This is a genomic window from Kitasatospora sp. NPDC001175 (assembly GCF_053598215.1).
Window position 1 is genome coordinate 93,093 of sequence record NZ_JBSFJU010000006.1, and the last position, 15,305, is coordinate 108,397.

A 15,305-nucleotide genomic window follows, 5' to 3' on the forward strand; every position below is an offset into this window, starting at 1 on the left:
CTGGGCCTCCTCGGGTCAGTCGTGCGCCTTGAGGCCCAGCCCGCGCGGGATCTGCTCGCCGACCGCGTACCGGTTGCCCCGGCCGACCTCCGCCTGGCGGGCGCGTCCGGTGGCGGTGGCGTCCTCGATCACCTGGACCGTGACACCCTCGCGTTCGAGGTCCTCGGCCTCGGCGGGGGAGACGTACGCCTCGATGCTGATGCTCCGGTCGGCACCGCGGTGGGGACGTCCGCCGACGTCGGGCCGCTTCTCGCGGAGGAGGGTGTGCAGGACGGTCGGATCCGTCGCGGTCACGCGGACCCGGAGAATTCTGTCGCGATCGGACATGGCGACCTCTTCCGGGCGCCGTCGCGGAGTCCGGCTCCGCTGCCGACGACGCCGCGTGTGGGTGACTCCGTATGTTTACGCTGTATCTTCAGCGTGCTCTTCCGTCGTAGAACGAGTCAAGGGGCGCGTCGGGCATCCGACTCAGCAGGCTGTCCAGCCCGGCCAGCAGCTCCTCCTGGTCGTCGTAGTCCGCCAGCAGCGGGACCAGCGCCCGCAGCCTCGGGTACCGGTCGGCGGGCAGGCGGTGCAGGCCCAGGCGCAGCATCGGGTCCGGCTCGTCGGGGTCGTCGATCACCTGGCGCTTGTCGACCAGCAGGCAGCCCAGGTTCCAGGCCACGAACCTCCGGTAGATCATCAGCGAGGTGGCGTGGTCGAAACCGGCCCGGCCGAGCACGGCGAGGAGATGCTCGGTGAGCTGCAGCACCGGGGCGGGGCGGCGGGCCATCGGGACGCTCAGCGGGCGGGTGGCCACCAGCGGCAGGATCTCGGGGTGGACGTGCGCCACCGAGGCGAAGGCGCCGGCGATCCGGCGTAGCTCCGCCCGCCAGGCCCGACCGCCTCCGGCCGCCGCGGTGGCCTCGGCCGAGCTCCGCAGTTGGGTGATCACCTCGGCGAAGTAGGCCTCCACCAGGCCGTCCAGCAGGGCTTCCTTGCCCGGCGTGTAGCGGTAGATGGCCATCGACTCCACGCCCAGATCGGCGGCCAGCCGGCGCATGGTGAGCGCGCCCAGCCCCTCCCGGTCGACCAGCGAGACGGCCGCGGCGAGCACCAGGGGCCGGCTCAGCCGTCCGCGCTTCTCGGGAGTGCCCCGGTCGGGCTCCGCTGCTGCCATCTCCGCCTCCCTCGCCGTGCCCGCGGGGATCGGTCCGTCAGCTGACAACAGAAGGATACAAGCTACGCACGGGCCGTCGGGAGGATCGGGCACACCGCAGCTCAGTCCCGGTGGCCCAGCACCCCGTGTGCCAGCACCTCGGCGACGGCGGGGTCGACCAGCCGGTAGCGGATGATCCGCCCGTCGCGCTCGCCGCTGACCAGCCCGGCGGCGCGCAGCAGGCGCAGCGCCTGGGAGACCGCCGGGTCGCGCATGCCGGTGGCGACGGCGAGGTCGGTGACGGCGAGCGGTCCCGTCTCGTGGAGGGCGAGCAGCAGCGAGAGCCGTCCGGGGTCGGCGAGCAGGGCGAAGCGTTCGGCCCAGGACCGGACGTGCTCGGTGTCGCCGATCGCGGCGATCGCCTCGCAGACCCGGTGCCCGTCGATGGTCCTGCGGTCGGCACGGTCGGCGGGGACGAGATGCATGCCAGGCATTCTCGCAGCAGCGGTACCTGTGATACCCGACACCTGCACAGCTGTGCAGGCTTGCAGTGGTGCCGTACGGCCCCCTACCGTTGTGCCCGCCGTGGTGCTCGGGAAGACCGGTGACGGACTCTCAGGAGTCCCAGACCGGAGCGGCCCTCGCCACTGTGATCGGGAAGTACCGGCATCATCCCCGCCCCCGCCAGGGACGGGCGGCCACTGGACGAGAACGCGTCCGGGAAGGCCGGGTGCGGGTGCGTTCGACCCGTCAGCCAGGAGACCGGCCACGGCATCTCACGAACGGATCCACGAGGTGCTGGAGCGTGACCCGCAGATGACCCTGCCCAGAACCGAAGCCGCTCCGGCGGCGGCCCCCGCCCTGCCCGCCTTCCGCTGGAAGCGCGAGGACACCGTGCGGACCGCCGGCCTGATGGCGGTGATCCTGGCCATGCACGTGCTGGCCTTCGGAGTCCTGATCCTCCTGGTGGCGCCGGAGAAGTACCAGGTCGGAACCCAGGTCTACGGGATCGGCCTCGGCGTGACCGCGTACACCCTGGGGATGCGGCACGCCTTCGACGCCGACCACATCGCCGTCATCGACAACACCACCCGCAAGCTGATGGCCGACGGCAAGCGCCCGGTCTCGGTGGGCTTCTGGTTCGCGCTCGGCCACTCCTCGATGGTGGTCATCATGGCGGCGCTGGTGGCCGGCGGTGCCGCGTTGGCCGGGACACTGATGGACGACCAGTCCACGACCCACCAGGTGCTCGGCATGATAGGCACCACCGCCTCAGGGGTGTTCCTCTACCTGATCGCCGCGCTCAACCTGGCCGCGCTGGTGGGGATCGCGAAGGTGTTCCGGGCGATGCGCGCGGGCCAGTACGACGAGCGCGAGCTGGAGGCGCACCTCAACTCGCGCGGTCTGATGAACCGGATCCTCTCCCGGGCCACCCGCTCGATCACCCGGCCCGGCCAGATGTTCCCCGTCGGCATGGTGCTCGGTCTCGGCTTCGACACCGCGACCGAGGTCACCCTGATGGTGATGGCGGGTTCGGGCGCGGCGGCCGGTCTGCCCTGGTACGCCATCGTCTGCCTGCCCCTGCTGTTCGCGGCCGGAATGAGCCTGTTCGACACCCTCGACGGCACCTTCATGAACTTCGCGTACCAGTGGGCGTTCTCCAACCCGGTCCGCAAGGTGTACTACAACTTGACCATCACCGGTCTCTCCATTGCGGTCGCCTTCATCATCGGGACCATCGAACTGGTCGGTGTCCTGCACGAGAAGCTGGACCTCACCGACCCGGTGACCGGCTGGATCGCCGGACTGAGTCTGGACAACGTCGGTTTTGTGATCGTCGGCCTGTTCTTCGTGGTCTGGGTCGCGGCGATCGGCTACTGGCGCTTCGCCAAGGTCGAGCAGCGCTGGTCGTGAACCTGGCCCGGGTCGACCCGCGCCGCGCCGATCCCCGGTCAACGTACAACTCGCCCGGTTTCCAGGTAGGTTGGGGGTCTGCCGTGACCGGGGATCGGGGGATTCGTGCTGCCGGAGACCGAGGCGAAGCCGCACGACTGGCGGATCGAGGGCCGGGAGTACGCCCGGCACGAGGAGCGCCGCGGCCGCCGCTTCGCGTACCAGTCGCTGATGCCGGCCCGCACCGCGCTGGTGGTGGTCGACATGGTGCCGTTCTTCGTGGCCGGGAACCCGTACTGCCGTGGCATCGTGCCCAACATCGCGCGCCTCGCCGAGGGACTCCGGACAGCCGGCGGCACGGTCGCCTGGGTCGTGCCCGCGGCGGACGGGCGGCTGCCGGCGGTTGAGGAGTTCTACGGCCTGCGGGCGGCCGGACTCCTCCGCGGTGCCGCCGGTGGCGGGCCGCTCGCCGGGCGCCTGTGGCCGGAGTTCACCGTCCACCCGGCCGACCTGCTGGTGGAGAAGTCCGCCGCAGGCGCGTTCTTCCCGGGCCGCTGCGATCTCCCCGGGCTGCTGCAGCGGCGCGGGATCGACACCGTCCTGATCACGGGCTCCGTCACCAACGTCTGCTGCGAGTCCTCGGCCCGTGAGGCGGCCACCCTCGGCTACCGGGTCGTCATGGTCGCCGACGCGAACGCGGCCCGCTGCGACCAGGACCACAACGCCACGCTGCACACCGTCTACCGCTCGTTCGGTGACGTCAGGTCCACGTCGGAAGCGCTCGACATGATCGAGAGCGCGGGTCCGCTCGCGCTGGTGCCGAACGAGCAATCAGACAACGCTATTTGACGTGCAGTCAGAGTTGAGTGCTCCTTGCGGGCCCCGCCGGCGGCTAGTCCCGCTCACCCTCGGCGGCCGCGAGCACCTCGCCCCGCGACGCCCGGTCCGCGTCCGCCGGACTCGCCGGGCGCGCAACCTCCGTCGAACCGAGCCCGGAGCGCAGGCGGGCGGCGGCGAACACGGCCAGCCCGGCCAGCGCGGCCAGGCAGGCGCACAGCGGCCAGAGCAGGCCGGGCGCCGACTGGTAGAGCGCTCCGCCGAGCGGGGGCGCCAGCACGGTGCCGCTGGTGGAGGCCCCGGCGTACAGGCTCTGGAAGCGGCCCTGGAACTCCGGCGGCGCACTGTCCGCGACGAAGGCGGTCGCCGGGGTCTTGTAGAGGATCTCGCCCGCCGTGACCAGCAGCATCATCACCACCGCGGTGCCGGTCGACGCCCCCGCGGCCAGCGCCGCGAAGCCCGTGCCCACCAGCAGCAGGCCGGTGCCGACGATCCGCAGCGGCGCCCGGTCGCGCAGTGCAACGGTGACCACCAGCTCCAGCAGCAGGATCACGCCGCCGTTGATCGCCAGCAGCGCGCCGTACACGCCGGTACCGATCCCGTGGTCGGCGAGGAACACCGGCAGGGTCGAGTACTGCTGCCGGTAGACGGTGTCCACCACCACGATCGCGGGCAGCAGTACCAGCACCGCCGGCCGCTGCCGCAGTGCCGCCCACATCCCACCCCCGGTGGCGGCCCGCCGGATCCCCGGCCGGTCGACGGCCACCACCCGTGCGACGTACCCGGCGAAAAGCAGTGTCCCGAGGCCATCCGCGCGGAACAGCCACTCGTACGACCAGTGCGCCGCCACCAGCGCGCCGAGCGGCGGCCCGACGGTGAACCCGGCGTTGGCCGCGAACCGCATCACCGCGAAGCCCTGCCGCCGCATCCCCGCCGGTACGGCCACCGCCACCAGCGCCGAGTTGGCCGCGCGCACCGTCCCGGCCGCGTACTGGCAGACCGGCAGCACCAGCAGCAACGCGGCCGTCGGCAGTACCGGCAGGGCGACCAGTCCGGCCCCGGAGACCGCGGACCCGGCCAGCAGCGTACGGCGGTGGCCGAAGCGGTCCCCGAACCAGCCACCGGTGAAGTTGCCCGACACCAGGCCGATGCCGCCGACCCCCGCGATGGTCCCGGCCGCGGCCGTGCTGAGACCGCGCGGCCCGGTCAGGTAGACGAAGAGGTAGACGAAGGTGAAGGCCATCACCATGTTGACGAAGGCCCCCGCCGCCAGCAGCCAGACCACCTTCGGCACCGCCCGCAGCACCCCGCCGTCCCGCCCGCTGTCCCCGGTGCCGCCGCGCACGGTCGCCCCCCATAGTCAGTTCCTTCTGGAAACTGACTATGGCAGCCTGGTGGAGCTAAGGTCAACGGTGTTCCCGACCGCACCCGAGGAGGCCAGATGGTCCGGCGCGGCGGCCCGGACGACGCCAACTGCGCGATCGCCCAGGCCCTCGACGTGCTGGGGGACAGCTGGACGCTGCTGATCGTCCGCGACGCGGCCCGTGGACTGGCCCGCTTCGAGCAGTTCCAGCAGGAACTCGGGCTCTCCCGGAAGGTGCTCGCCGAACGCCTGCGCCTGCTGGTCGACTCCGGTGTGCTCTCCCGTGAGCCGTACCAGGAACGGCCGCTGCGCCACGAGTACCGGCTGACCGCGCGCGGGCGGGCACTGCTGCCGGTACTGGTCGCCCTCCAGGACTGGGGCGACGGCTGGTTGCTGGGCGACGGCACGCCCACGGCCACCACCAACGACGCCTCCCGGGAGGCGGAGCGCGTACACGGCCTGCTCGGCACCCGGATCCCCGAGCTGCTGCTCCCGGGCGCCGACGGCGAGCCGCACGACCCCGTCGCCGCCGCCCCCGCCACCGTCATCTACTGCTTCCCCGGAGCCTTCGCCCGGCCCGAGTCCTACCCGCCCGGCTGGTCCGCGGTACCCGGCGCGCCCGGCTGCACCCTGGAGTCGGTGACCTACCGGGACCGGCTCGCCGAGTTCACCGCAGCGGGCGCCGCCGTGCACGGCGTCTCCACGCAGCGACCGGACGAGCAGCGCGCATTCGCCGCGGCCGAACGCCTCGGCTTCCCGCTGCTCTCCGACCTCGCCTTCGGCTTCACCGGTGCACTGCGCCTGCCCACGGTCCGGGCCGCCGGGACCACCCGGCTGAAGCGGCTCACCCTGGTGGCCGACCGGGACCGCGTCATCCGCGAGGTGCTCTACCCGATCACCGACATCACCGCCAGCGTGACGGCGGCGCTCGCCGCGGTCCGGGCGCTGCGACGCGCCGGGACCACTCGATCCGGTCATGCCGTCCGCCCGTCGGCCCGCTGAACGGGCGGGGTCCGGTCCGGCTCCGTAGGCTCGGTCCATGTCTGATGCGTACGCGGTCCGACGGGAGCGGCTGAGGGAGCACTGCAGCGCCTCGGGGTTCGACGCGGCGCTGATCACCCGCTCGGCGAACGTCCGTTACCTCACCGGGTGCCCGCCCTGCGGTGCGAGCCTGCTGCTCACGCGCGAGCGGGTGCTGCTCGCGCTGCCCGACGACCTGCCGCCGGACGACACCGGCCAGCACGCGCTCGGCGAGGACATCCCACGGCTGGCGGTCCCGAGGGAGACCGACACCGCCCTGGCCGCCGCCGAGGCGGCGGGCCGTCTGCGGGTGCGGGACGTGGGGGTGGAGGAGCACGACCTCACGGTCAGCCGCCACCGCTGCGTCACCGAACTGCTGTCGGACGCCCGGCTGACCGACCTCTCCCGGGCCGTCGAGCGGCTGCGGGTGGTCAAGGACGAGCACGAGCTCGCCGATCTGCGGATCGCCGCCGAGATCGCCGACCAGGCGCTGGGCGAACTGCTGGAGTCCATCCTGGTCGGCCGCACCGAGCGGCACCTGGCGATGGAACTGGAACGCCGCATGATCGACCACGGTGCCGACCGCGCCGCCTTCCCGGTCTCCGTCGGCACCGGCACCCACTCCGGCATGGAGGGCCACCAGCCCACCGACCGCCGGGTCGAGGAGGGCGACTTCCTCACCGTGGTCCTCGGCGCGCAGTACCGGGGGTACGGGGTCTCCACCGCCCGCACCTTCGTGATCGGCGCCGCTCCCGCGCCCTGGCAGGTGGAACTCCACCGGCTGGTCTTCCGCGCCCAGCGGGCCGGCCGGGAGGCGCTCGGTCCGGGGGTGCCGCAGAACGTACCCGACCAGGCGGCCCGCGAGATCCTGCAGGGGGCTGGCCACACCGAGCACTCGCCCCGCCCGGTCGGACACGGCATCGGCCTGGAGATCCGGGAGGCGCCGCGCCTCGGCCCCACCGACATGGGTAAACTGGACAACCGCGTACCGGTAACCGTCGGCCCAGGAGTTCACATCCCGGGCAAGGGCGGGGTCCGGATCGAGGACACGCTCGTCGTACGCCCCCTCGAAGAGGGCGGGCCCGAGCTGCTCACCATCACAACCAAGGAGCTCCTCGCCCTGTAGGCCACGGCTTCGCCGCGGTGGCCGCGGGACGCGCGCCCACCTTGGTTCCTTGACAGCTATATCAGGAGTAAGTGCGCCCGTGGCTTCCACGAACGATCTCAAGAACGGCATGGTCCTCAACCTGGACGGCAAGCTGTGGTCCGTCGTCGAGTTCCAGCACGTGAAGCCCGGCAAGGGCCCGGCCTTCGTGCGTACCAAGCTCAAGGAGGTCCTGAGCGGCAAGGTCGTCGACAAGACCTTCAACGCCGGCGTCAAGGTCGAGACCGCCAACGTCGACAAGCGCACCATGCAGTTCTCGTACAAGGACGGCGAGAACTTCGTGTTCATGGACATGGACACCTACGACCAGCTCCCGATCGAGCCGGACGTGGTCGGCGACGCCGCCAAGTACCTGCTCGAGGGCTTCGACGCCCTGGTCGCGCAGCACGAGGGCAAGCCGCTGTACGTCGAGCTCCCGGCCGCGGTCGAGCTGGTCATCGCCGAGACCGAGCCGGGCGTCCAGGGCGACCGCTCCACCGGTGGCACCAAGCCGGCGACCCTGGAGACCGGTGCCGAGATCCAGGTCCCGCTCTTCGTCACCACCGGCGAGAAGGTCAAGGTCGACACCCGCGACGGCAGCTACCTCGGTCGGGTCAAGTAATCGTGTCATCTGCCCGTACCAAGGCCCGGACGAGGGCCTTTCAGATCCTCTTCGAGGCAGACCACCGCGGTGTCGACCCGCAGCAGGTGCTCGCCGACTGGGTCGGCCGCGCCCGCGAGCCGAAGCCGGACGAGGGTACCCCGCAGGTCGGTGAGTACACCATGGAGCTCATCGAGGGGTACGTCCGGCACGCCCGCCGGATCGACGAGCTGATCTCCCAGTACGCGGTGGGCTGGACGCTCGACCGCATGCCGATCGTGGACCGCAACGTGCTTCGGCTCGGCACGTACGAGCTGATCTGGGAGGACGGCGTCCCGGACGCGGTCGTCCTGGACGAGGCGGTCGAGATCGCCAAGGAGTTCTCCACGGACGACTCCCCGGCGTTCGTCAACGGTCTGCTCGCACGGTTCATGGAGCTCAAGCCGACGATCCGTCGCGACTGACCTCCGCCGCCCGCGCGAGCGGGAGTGCTGCGCCGGTGATCCGCTGCAGCCGGCCATCGTTTCTCCGCTCTGCCGAAGGCCCGCCGGATTCCGTGTCCGGCGGGCCTTCGCATGCCCCGGATGGTGGCGTATGTTGGCTACCGACCGGTAACTTTGCAATGGCGAAGGGCGAATCACGCATGACCACCGCGATCCGAAGCGAGTTCGACCGGGGCATCGCCCTGACCCAGCGCCCGGGCGAGCCGGGCCACTACGACGGCGAGCTCGACGCGGGCTGGCAGATCGGCGGCGGCATCAACGGCGGCCTGCAGCTCGCCCTCGCCGGACACGCGCTCTCGCTCCGGCACGGCGCGGACGGCTCGCACGCCGATCCGATCTCGATCAGCGGCTACTACCTTTCCGCCGCCACGCCCGGCCCGGTCGACGTCCGGACCGAACTGGTCCGCCGCGGCCGCAGCCTCTCCACCGGCACCGCCTCGCTCAGCCAGGACGGCAGAGAACGGCTCAGAGTCCTCGCCAGCTACGGCGACCTGTCGGACGCGGAGGGCGCGGTGCACACCAGCGCCACCCCGCCGCAGCTGCCGCCGCCCGAGCGGTGCGTCAGCGTCGCCGACGCCCCCAGGGAAATGATCTCGCAGGCCGCGTTGCTGGAGCGGTTCGACCTGCGGCTCGACCCGGCGACGGTCGGCTGGGCGGTGGGGCAGCCCTCCGGGAACGGCCGGATCCAGGGCTGGTTCAAGCTGGCCGACGGCCGGGAGCCCGATCCGCTGATGCTGCTGCTGGTCGCCGACGCGCTGCCGCCGGTCACCTTCGACCTCGGCATGCCGGGCTGGGCGCCGACCGTCGAGCTGACGGTCCACCTGCGGGCCAGGCCGGTGCCGGGCTGGCTGCGGGTCGTCCACTCCAGCCGCAACCTGGCCGGCGGCTACTTCGAGGAGGACGCCGAGGTCTGGGACGAGTCCGGCCGCCTGGTCGCCCAGTCCCGCCAGCTCGCCCGCGCGCCGCGGCCGCAGTAGCGCCGGGGGCGCCGCGCCCCCCGCCACAGCGACTCACGGGTGGTTACTGAGCTGTGACACGCCGTACGTGTGCGACTCGCGGGGATGGGGAGAAAGAGGAGCAAACGGCAGACCGCTGCCACTCCCCGGCCAAGGAGCACCAGATGTCGCGGAACAGCCACACTCCCCGGATCTTCCGCTGCACGGTCGGTGTGCCCGGCCAAGGCCGGATCCAGCAGCAGTCCCGCCGCCGCGCCGAGCAGGCCTTCGTCACCGGCATCCTCACCAGCCACGTCGACTTCGAGCACGCCCGCCCCTGGGGGGTGACCGACGCCGCGGACTTCGACAGCTATCTGCTGGACACCGCCGTGCTGCTGGGTGAGGCGCAGCAGGCTTACGGCAGCGTCCGGGCCAGGATGTTCCACCCCGGCGACTTCGCCGACTTCTGCCTGCTGCACCACCTCGACCCGGCCGCGCCCGCTGCCCGCGAGCGGTATCTGCTCAACCCCGCGCTCCGTACCCAGCTGCTGCCGTACCAGGGCGAGGAGCTCTCCGGCGACTTCATCCCGCGACTGGTCCGGGCCCGGGAGAGCGGGCTGACCATGTGCCACGTCGACCTGCTGCTCGGCGGAGGGCTGCTCGCCGGTGCGGGTGGTGGCCAGGGGGCCGCGAGGGAGGTGCCGGACGCCAGGGTCCGGTCGGCCTTCCAACGGGGCGGCGAGCTTTTCCGGCGGATGCTGGTCGGCGCGGGCTGCGGTGCGTACGAGTTCCGCTGCGCCGTCGAGGCGCCCGGCGGGCGGCTCACGGCGGACGCCCGGATCCTGCACTGGGAGGACGGCGCGGTCCGGCTCAACGACGAGGATCTCGATCTGGTCTGCGCGGTGTTCTGCGCCGGCCTGGCGCTCGAACTGCCGGGGGTGGCGGTGCTGCGCGGTTCGCAGGGCGGGGCGGGCAGCTGCGGCGAGTACCGGCAGGTGGCGTGGGCCTGGCAGAGCACGGGGTTCGACTGGGCCCCGGCGAGCCTGAACCTGGGGGAGATCGCGGCCCGGCCGGGATTCGGCCTCGGCTCGGTCTGCTGAGCCACGCGCGGGCCCGGGGTCGGGCCGGTCGGGCGGTTCCGACGCGGGCGGTGCCGGTTGTGCGTGCGGTTCGGTTGCGCGTGCCTCTCCGCGCGCCCCCGGCCGAAGAGGCGCAACGGCGGTGCCACCCCGATCGGTTGACCGGGGCAACACCGCCGTGACGTTTCTGCAGGGCCGGCTCAGCCGGCGTCCTCCTCGCGGACCGCGCGGCGCGCGTCCGGGTTGAGGACACCCCAGCTGATCAGCTGCTCGGTGAGGATCGACGGCGACTGGTCGTAGATCACGGCCAGGGTGCGCAGGTCGTCCTGGCGGATCGAGAGCACCTTGCCGTTGTAGTCACCGCGCTGGCTCTGGATGGTGGCGGCATAGCGCTGCAGCGGGCCGGCCTTCTCGGACGGCACCTGGGTCAGTCTCTCCAGGTCGAGCACCAGGCGCGGCGGCGGCTCGGCCGCGCCGCCCGGGGTGCCGCCGGGGAGCAGCTCCTGCACCGGGACGCCGTAGAACTCGGCCAGCTCGGCGAGGCGCTGCACCGTCACCGCACGGTCGCCGCGCTCGTAGGAGCCGACCACGACCGCCTTCCAGCGCCCCTGGGACTTCTCCTCGACGCCGTGCAGGGAGAGCCCCTGCTGTGTGCGGATCGCCCGGAGCTTGGCTCCGAGCTGCTTCGCGTAGTCGCTGGACATTGGTCTCCCCGGACGAGATTTCGCGTTGAGTGGTGAGCCACGAGGATCGCGGGTGGGTGACCGCTCACCCGACCACTCCACCGATGGGTGTGGACCGTCTCGTAACTCACTGTGAGGTTACGTAGAGTGAGGTAGTTGCGTCAAGCCGAATGGGGCAGTCGTGCGAATAGCCAGGAAGGCCGATGTCAACCGTATGCGTCCGACCGTGTCGGCCTGCGGTGACGGGCGCCGGGTGGCGGTGAGTCGGGCGCGGGAGAACGGACTGTTAGGATGGCTGGAAGCCCTGGGCGGGACCCGGGGCATCCCCAGACGTCCTTTAAAGCCCGTCCCGTGAGGCGGGGAAGGAGGTCGGCTTCGGCATGACCACACGCATTGACGCATCGCGTCCACCGCACCAGGTGCTGGACGCCAATGACATCGCCCGGGTGATCACCCGGATCGCCCACGAGATCGTGGAGCGCGCCAAGGGCGCGGAGGACGTCGTCCTGCTCGGCATCCACACCCGAGGGGTCCACCTGGCCCGGCGCCTGGCCGCCAAGCTGGCCCAGATCACCGGCCGTGAGATCCCGCTCGGCACCCTCGACATCACCATGTACCGGGACGACCTCCGGCTGAAGCCGGCCCGCGCCGCCGAGCACACCGAGGTCCCGGCCGACGGCATCGAGGGCAGGCTGGTCGTCCTGGTCGACGACGTGCTCTTCTCCGGCCGCACCATCCGCGCCGCCCTCGACGCGCTGAACGACCTCGGCCGCCCGCGCGCGGTGCAGCTCGCCGTCCTGGTCGACCGAGGCCACCGCGAACTGCCGATCCGCGCCGACTACGTGGGCAAGAACCTGCCGACCTCGCTGCGTGAAGCCGTCCAGGTGCGGCTGGCCGAGGTGGACGGCCGGGACGCCGTACTGGTCGGCGACCGCGACTACTCCGCACGCTCCACCCAGGCCCTCGCCGGGGAGTGAACGGGTGATGCGCGACACCCGCAGCCCCGTTCCCCGCGCCGCCGTACCGCCCATGCACCAACTCCCCGGAGGCCGCTCAGTGAGCAGCTATCTCATTCGCAACGCCAAGATCCTCGGGGGCGCCCCGCAGGACGTCCTGATCGCGGACGGCGTCATCCGGCAGATCGGCACCGACCTGGCCGCCGAGGCCGACATCGACATCGACGCGCACGGCCTGGTCCTGCTGCCCGGTCTGGTGGACCTGCACACGCACCTGCGCCAGCCCGGCAAGGAGGAGGCCGAGACCGTCCTCACCGGCACCCGGGCCGCCGCGATGGGCGGCTACACCGCCGTGCACGCGATGGCCAACACCAGCCCGGTCGCCGACAGCGCCGCCGTGGTCGAGCAGGTCTGGGAGCTGGGCCGGGCCAGCGGCTACTGCGACGTGCAGCCGGTCGGCGCCGTCACCGTCGGGCTGGAGGGCAAGGAACTGGCCGAGCTGGCGGGCATGCACGCCTCCGCCGCCGGGGTGCGGGTCTTCTCCGACGACGGCAAGTGCGTGGACGACGCCGCGCTGATGCGCAAGGCCCTGGAGTACGTCAGGACCATCGACGGCGTGGTCGCCCAGCACGCCCAGGAGCCCAAGCTCACCGAGGGCGCCCAGATGAACGAGGGCACCGTCTCCGCCGAGCTCGGGCTGCCCGGCTGGCCGGCCGTCGCCGAGGAGGCGATCATCGCCCGCGACGTGCTGCTCGCCGCGCACACCGGCGCCCGGCTGCACGTCTGCCACCTGTCCACCGCCGGCTCGGTGGAGATCGTCCGCTGGGCCAAGGCCCAGGGCTGGGACGTCACCGCCGAGGTGACGCCGCACCACCTGCTGCTCACCGACGAGCTGGTCCGCTCCGGCGACCCGGTGTACAAGGTCAACCCGCCGCTGCGCACCGAGGCCGATGTGCACGCGCTGCGCGCCGCGCTCGCCGACGGCACCATCGACGCGGTGGCCACCGACCACGCGCCGCACCCCTCGGCCGACAAGGACTGCGCCTGGGCGGTGGCCGCGATGGGCATGGTGGGCCTGGAGACCGCGCTGTCGGTGGTGCAGCAGACCATGGTCGACACCGGCCTGCTGAACTGGGAGGGCGTCGCGGACCGGATGTCGCACCGCCCGGCCCGGGTCGGCCGCCTGGCCGGCCACGGCCGCCCGATCTCGGTCGGCGAGCCGGCCAACCTGGTGCTCTTCGATCCCGCGTACCGTGGGACCGTGAACGCGGAGAGCTTCGCCACGCGCAGCCGCAACACCCCCTACCGGGGCCTCGAGCTGCCGGGACGGGTGCACGCGACCTTCCTGCGGGGCGTCGCCACGGTGCTGGCCGGCGAGCTGGCCGAACAGGCCGACCTGATCGAGCAGGGTGACCCGGCATGATCGCTCTGGCCACCGAGCAGGCCAAGGTCACCAACTGGCCCGGCTACATCGGCTGGACGGTCGGTCTGCTGATCCTGATCGCGCTGGTCTACTGGCTGATGCGGCAGGGCTGGAACTGGCGCCGTACCCTCCAGTCCGACCTGCCGCCGCTGCCTGCCGTCCCGGCGGATCCCGGCCCGGCGGTCCTGGAGACCGAGGGCCGCTACCACGGCACCACCACCGCCGGGAACTGGCTGGACCGGGTGGTCGCGCACGGTCTCGGCACCCGAAGCCTGGCCCGACTCACCCTGACCGAACAGGGGTTGCTGGTCCGCCGCCCCGGCGACGCGGACCTGTGGATCCCGGCCGGGCAGCTGACCGGAGCCCGCACCGACTCCGGGATCGCGGGCAAGGTCGTCCCGGCCGGCCTGCTGGTGGTCACCTGGAAGCTCCAGGACACCGCGCTGGACTCCGGCTTCCGGGCCGACCGAAGCGACGAGCACGCCTCCTGGACCGAGGCGATCGACGCTCTTGTGACACGTACGAAGACGAAGAAGACGGAAGAGGCCGCCCAATGACCGCAGCTGCCCCCACCACCATGCGCCAACGGCGGGAGCGCGTGCCTGCCCTCCTCGTCCTGGAGGACGGCCGGACCTTCCACGGCCAGGCCTACGGCGCGGTCGGCGAGACCTTCGGCGAGGCGGTCTTCAACACCGGCATGTCCGGCTACCAGGAGACCCTGACCGACCCGTCGTACCACCGCCAGGTGGTCGTGATGACCGCCCCGCAGATCGGCAACACCGGCTGGAACGACGAGGACGACGAGTCCAAGCGGATCTGGGTCGCCGGCTACGTGGTCCGCGACCCCGCCCGGATCCCCTCCAACTGGCGCTCGCGGCGCTCGCTGGACGAGGAGCTCGCCGCCCAGGGCGTCGTCGGCATCAGCGGCATCGACACCCGGGCGCTCACCCGCCACCTGCGCGAGCGCGGCGCGATGCGGGTCGGCATCTTCTCCGGCGCCGCACTGGCCGACCACGCCGAGCTGCTGGCCAAGGTGCAGGCCTCGCCCGAGATGAAGGGCGCCGACCTGTGCGCCGAGGTCGCCACCACCGAGAAGTACGTGGTCCCGGCGATCGGCGAGAAGAAGTTCACCGTCGCCGCCCTGGACCTGGGCATCAAGGCGATGACCCCGCACCGGATGGCCGAGCGCGGCATCGAGGTGCACGTCTTCCCGGCCAACTCCACCCTGGAGGAGCTGTACTCCGTCGACCCGGACGGCGTGTTCTTCTCCAACGGCCCGGGCGACCCGGCCACCGCCGACCACCAGGTCGCCGTGGCGCAGGGCGTGCTGGAGCGCAGGACCCCGTTCTTCGGGATCTGCTTCGGCAACCAGATCCTCGGCCGCGCGCTGGGCTTCGGCACCTACAAGCTCAAGTACGGCCACCGGGGCATCAACCAGCCCGTCCAGGACCGCACCACCGGCAAGGTCGAGGTCACCGCGCACAACCACGGCTTCGCCGTGCAGGCACCGCTGGACCGGGTGAGCGAGACCCCGTACGGCCGGGCCGAGGTCTCCCACGTCTGCCTGAACGACGACGTGGTCGAGGGCCTGCAGTGCCTGGACGTGCCCGCCTTCAGCGTCCAGTACCACCCCGAAGCGGCCGCCGGCCCGCACGACGCCGCGTACCTGTTCGACCGCTTCACAAGCCTGATGGCCGGTGCCCCGGCCCGCACCACCGCAGGGAGCTGAC

Annotated in this window: 17 protein-coding genes and 1 riboswitch; of the genes, 12 read left to right on the forward strand and 5 right to left on the reverse strand. The window is 72.1% G+C overall.

The window, feature by feature from the left end; genetic code table 11:
* Positions 1 to 15 precede the first annotated feature (15 nt).
* From ACWDAK_RS06795 to ACWDAK_RS06805, 3 genes are all read right to left on the reverse strand, one after another.
* On the reverse strand, positions 16 to 327 hold the full coding sequence (locus ACWDAK_RS06795; RefSeq protein ID WP_427394537.1) for a hypothetical protein: 312 nt from the start codon (positions 325 to 327) through the stop codon (positions 16 to 18).
* A gap of 88 nt (positions 328 to 415) precedes the next feature.
* The gene (locus ACWDAK_RS06800; RefSeq protein WP_344637204.1) at positions 416 to 1,159 is read right to left on the reverse strand and encodes a TetR/AcrR family transcriptional regulator; all 744 of its coding nucleotides are present in this window, start codon (positions 1,157 to 1,159) and stop codon (positions 416 to 418) included.
* 101 nt (positions 1,160 to 1,260) lie between these two features.
* The gene (locus ACWDAK_RS06805) at positions 1,261 to 1,623 is read right to left on the reverse strand and encodes an ArsR/SmtB family transcription factor (protein ID WP_344637205.1); all 363 of its coding nucleotides are present in this window, start codon (positions 1,621 to 1,623) and stop codon (positions 1,261 to 1,263) included.
* Between the two features lie 84 nt (positions 1,624 to 1,707).
* A riboswitch (cobalamin riboswitch) is annotated at positions 1,708 to 1,923 on the forward strand.
* Positions 1,924 to 1,954: 31 nt separating this feature from the next.
* Here ACWDAK_RS06805 and ACWDAK_RS06810 point away from each other — a divergent pair.
* Both ACWDAK_RS06810 and ACWDAK_RS06815 read left to right on the forward strand, forming a co-directional pair.
* Positions 1,955 to 3,052, forward strand: coding sequence for a Nickel transporter NicT (locus tag ACWDAK_RS06810; protein ID WP_344637288.1), 1,098 nt, complete (start codon positions 1,955 to 1,957; stop codon positions 3,050 to 3,052).
* A 105-nt stretch (positions 3,053 to 3,157) separates the two neighbouring features.
* Positions 3,158 to 3,880: an isochorismatase family protein gene (locus ACWDAK_RS06815; protein ID WP_427394536.1), complete on the forward strand. Its 723-nt coding sequence runs from the start codon at positions 3,158 to 3,160 to the stop codon at positions 3,878 to 3,880.
* Positions 3,881 to 3,923: 43 nt separating this feature from the next.
* Here ACWDAK_RS06815 and ACWDAK_RS06820 read toward each other — a convergent pair whose 3' ends face one another.
* Positions 3,924 to 5,213 carry an MFS transporter gene (locus ACWDAK_RS06820; RefSeq protein ID WP_427394535.1) on the reverse strand — a complete coding sequence of 430 codons (1,290 nt, stop codon included), beginning with the start codon at positions 5,211 to 5,213 and terminating at the stop codon, positions 3,924 to 3,926.
* A gap of 96 nt (positions 5,214 to 5,309) precedes the next feature.
* Between ACWDAK_RS06820 and ACWDAK_RS06825 the strand changes: the two genes are divergently transcribed.
* The 6 genes from ACWDAK_RS06825 to ACWDAK_RS06850 all read left to right on the forward strand — a co-directional run bounded on the left by ACWDAK_RS06825 (position 5,310) and on the right by ACWDAK_RS06850 (position 10,534).
* Positions 5,310 to 6,233 (forward strand): winged helix-turn-helix transcriptional regulator, encoded by a 924-nt coding sequence (locus ACWDAK_RS06825; RefSeq protein WP_344637208.1) that lies wholly within the window; start codon positions 5,310 to 5,312, stop codon positions 6,231 to 6,233.
* 37 nt (positions 6,234 to 6,270) lie between these two features.
* Positions 6,271 to 7,377, forward strand: coding sequence for a M24 family metallopeptidase (locus ACWDAK_RS06830; RefSeq protein WP_427394534.1), 1,107 nt, complete (start codon positions 6,271 to 6,273; stop codon positions 7,375 to 7,377).
* Between the two features lie 79 nt (positions 7,378 to 7,456).
* Positions 7,457 to 8,017, forward strand: coding sequence for an elongation factor P (gene efp, locus ACWDAK_RS06835; RefSeq protein ID WP_344637210.1), 561 nt, complete (start codon positions 7,457 to 7,459; stop codon positions 8,015 to 8,017).
* Between the two features lie 2 nt (positions 8,018 to 8,019).
* Entirely contained in the window at positions 8,020 to 8,460 is a 441-nt protein-coding gene (gene nusB / locus ACWDAK_RS06840) for a transcription antitermination factor NusB (RefSeq protein WP_344637211.1), read from the forward strand.
* Positions 8,461 to 8,639: 179 nt separating this feature from the next.
* Positions 8,640 to 9,476 (forward strand): thioesterase family protein, encoded by an 837-nt coding sequence (locus ACWDAK_RS06845; protein ID WP_344637212.1) that lies wholly within the window; start codon positions 8,640 to 8,642, stop codon positions 9,474 to 9,476.
* A 143-nt stretch (positions 9,477 to 9,619) separates the two neighbouring features.
* Positions 9,620 to 10,534 carry a hypothetical protein gene (locus ACWDAK_RS06850; RefSeq protein ID WP_427394533.1) on the forward strand — a complete coding sequence of 305 codons (915 nt, stop codon included), beginning with the start codon at positions 9,620 to 9,622 and terminating at the stop codon, positions 10,532 to 10,534.
* Between the two features lie 179 nt (positions 10,535 to 10,713).
* On the opposite strand, the gene bldD is transcribed toward ACWDAK_RS06850, so the two are convergent.
* The gene (gene bldD / locus ACWDAK_RS06855; RefSeq protein WP_014134541.1) at positions 10,714 to 11,217 is read right to left on the reverse strand and encodes a transcriptional regulator BldD; all 504 of its coding nucleotides are present in this window, start codon (positions 11,215 to 11,217) and stop codon (positions 10,714 to 10,716) included.
* A 359-nt stretch (positions 11,218 to 11,576) separates the two neighbouring features.
* On the opposite strand from bldD, the gene pyrR reads away from it, so the two are divergent.
* The 4 genes from pyrR (at position 11,577) to carA (ending at position 15,304) form a co-directional block, all read left to right on the forward strand.
* Positions 11,577 to 12,173, forward strand: coding sequence for a bifunctional pyr operon transcriptional regulator/uracil phosphoribosyltransferase PyrR (gene pyrR, locus ACWDAK_RS06860; protein ID WP_344637214.1), 597 nt, complete (start codon positions 11,577 to 11,579; stop codon positions 12,171 to 12,173).
* A 79-nt stretch (positions 12,174 to 12,252) separates the two neighbouring features.
* Positions 12,253 to 13,575, forward strand: a complete 1,323-nt coding sequence (locus ACWDAK_RS06865; protein ID WP_427394532.1) for a dihydroorotase — start codon at positions 12,253 to 12,255, stop codon at positions 13,573 to 13,575.
* A complete protein-coding gene (locus ACWDAK_RS06870; RefSeq protein WP_344637216.1) occupies positions 13,572 to 14,132 on the forward strand; it encodes a PH-like domain-containing protein in 561 nt (186 codons plus the stop codon). Before ACWDAK_RS06865 ends, ACWDAK_RS06870 begins: the two co-directional genes overlap by 4 nt.
* Positions 14,129 to 15,304 carry a glutamine-hydrolyzing carbamoyl-phosphate synthase small subunit gene (gene carA / locus ACWDAK_RS06875; RefSeq protein WP_344637217.1) on the forward strand — a complete coding sequence of 392 codons (1,176 nt, stop codon included), beginning with the start codon at positions 14,129 to 14,131 and terminating at the stop codon, positions 15,302 to 15,304. The genes ACWDAK_RS06870 and carA overlap by 4 nt, the downstream gene beginning before the upstream one ends.
* Position 15,305 lies beyond the last annotated feature (1 nt).

Excerpts from the sequence above, each read along its gene's own strand:
- ACWDAK_RS06810 (WP_344637288.1), top strand. The coding sequence starts at position 1,955 with ATGACCCTGCCCAGAACCGAAGCCGCTCCGGCGGCGGCCCCCGCCCTG.
- ACWDAK_RS06825 (WP_344637208.1), top strand. The coding sequence starts at position 5,310 with ATGGTCCGGCGCGGCGGCCCGGACGACGCCAACTGCGCGATCGCCCAG.
- ACWDAK_RS06800 (WP_344637204.1), bottom strand. The coding sequence starts at position 1,159 with ATGGCAGCAGCGGAGCCCGACCGGGGCACTCCCGAGAAGCGCGGACGG.
- ACWDAK_RS06870 (WP_344637216.1), top strand. The coding sequence starts at position 13,572 with ATGATCGCTCTGGCCACCGAGCAGGCCAAGGTCACCAACTGGCCCGGC.
- bldD (WP_014134541.1), bottom strand. The coding sequence starts at position 11,217 with ATGTCCAGCGACTACGCGAAGCAGCTCGGAGCCAAGCTCCGGGCGATC.
- pyrR (WP_344637214.1), top strand. The coding sequence starts at position 11,577 with ATGACCACACGCATTGACGCATCGCGTCCACCGCACCAGGTGCTGGAC.
- ACWDAK_RS06830 (WP_427394534.1), top strand. The coding sequence starts at position 6,271 with ATGTCTGATGCGTACGCGGTCCGACGGGAGCGGCTGAGGGAGCACTGC.
- carA (WP_344637217.1), top strand. The coding sequence starts at position 14,129 with ATGACCGCAGCTGCCCCCACCACCATGCGCCAACGGCGGGAGCGCGTG.
- ACWDAK_RS06795 (WP_427394537.1), bottom strand. The coding sequence starts at position 327 with ATGTCCGATCGCGACAGAATTCTCCGGGTCCGCGTGACCGCGACGGAT.
- ACWDAK_RS06850 (WP_427394533.1), top strand. The coding sequence starts at position 9,620 with ATGTCGCGGAACAGCCACACTCCCCGGATCTTCCGCTGCACGGTCGGT.
- ACWDAK_RS06805 (WP_344637205.1), bottom strand. The coding sequence starts at position 1,623 with ATGCATCTCGTCCCCGCCGACCGTGCCGACCGCAGGACCATCGACGGG.
- ACWDAK_RS06845 (WP_344637212.1), top strand. The coding sequence starts at position 8,640 with ATGACCACCGCGATCCGAAGCGAGTTCGACCGGGGCATCGCCCTGACC.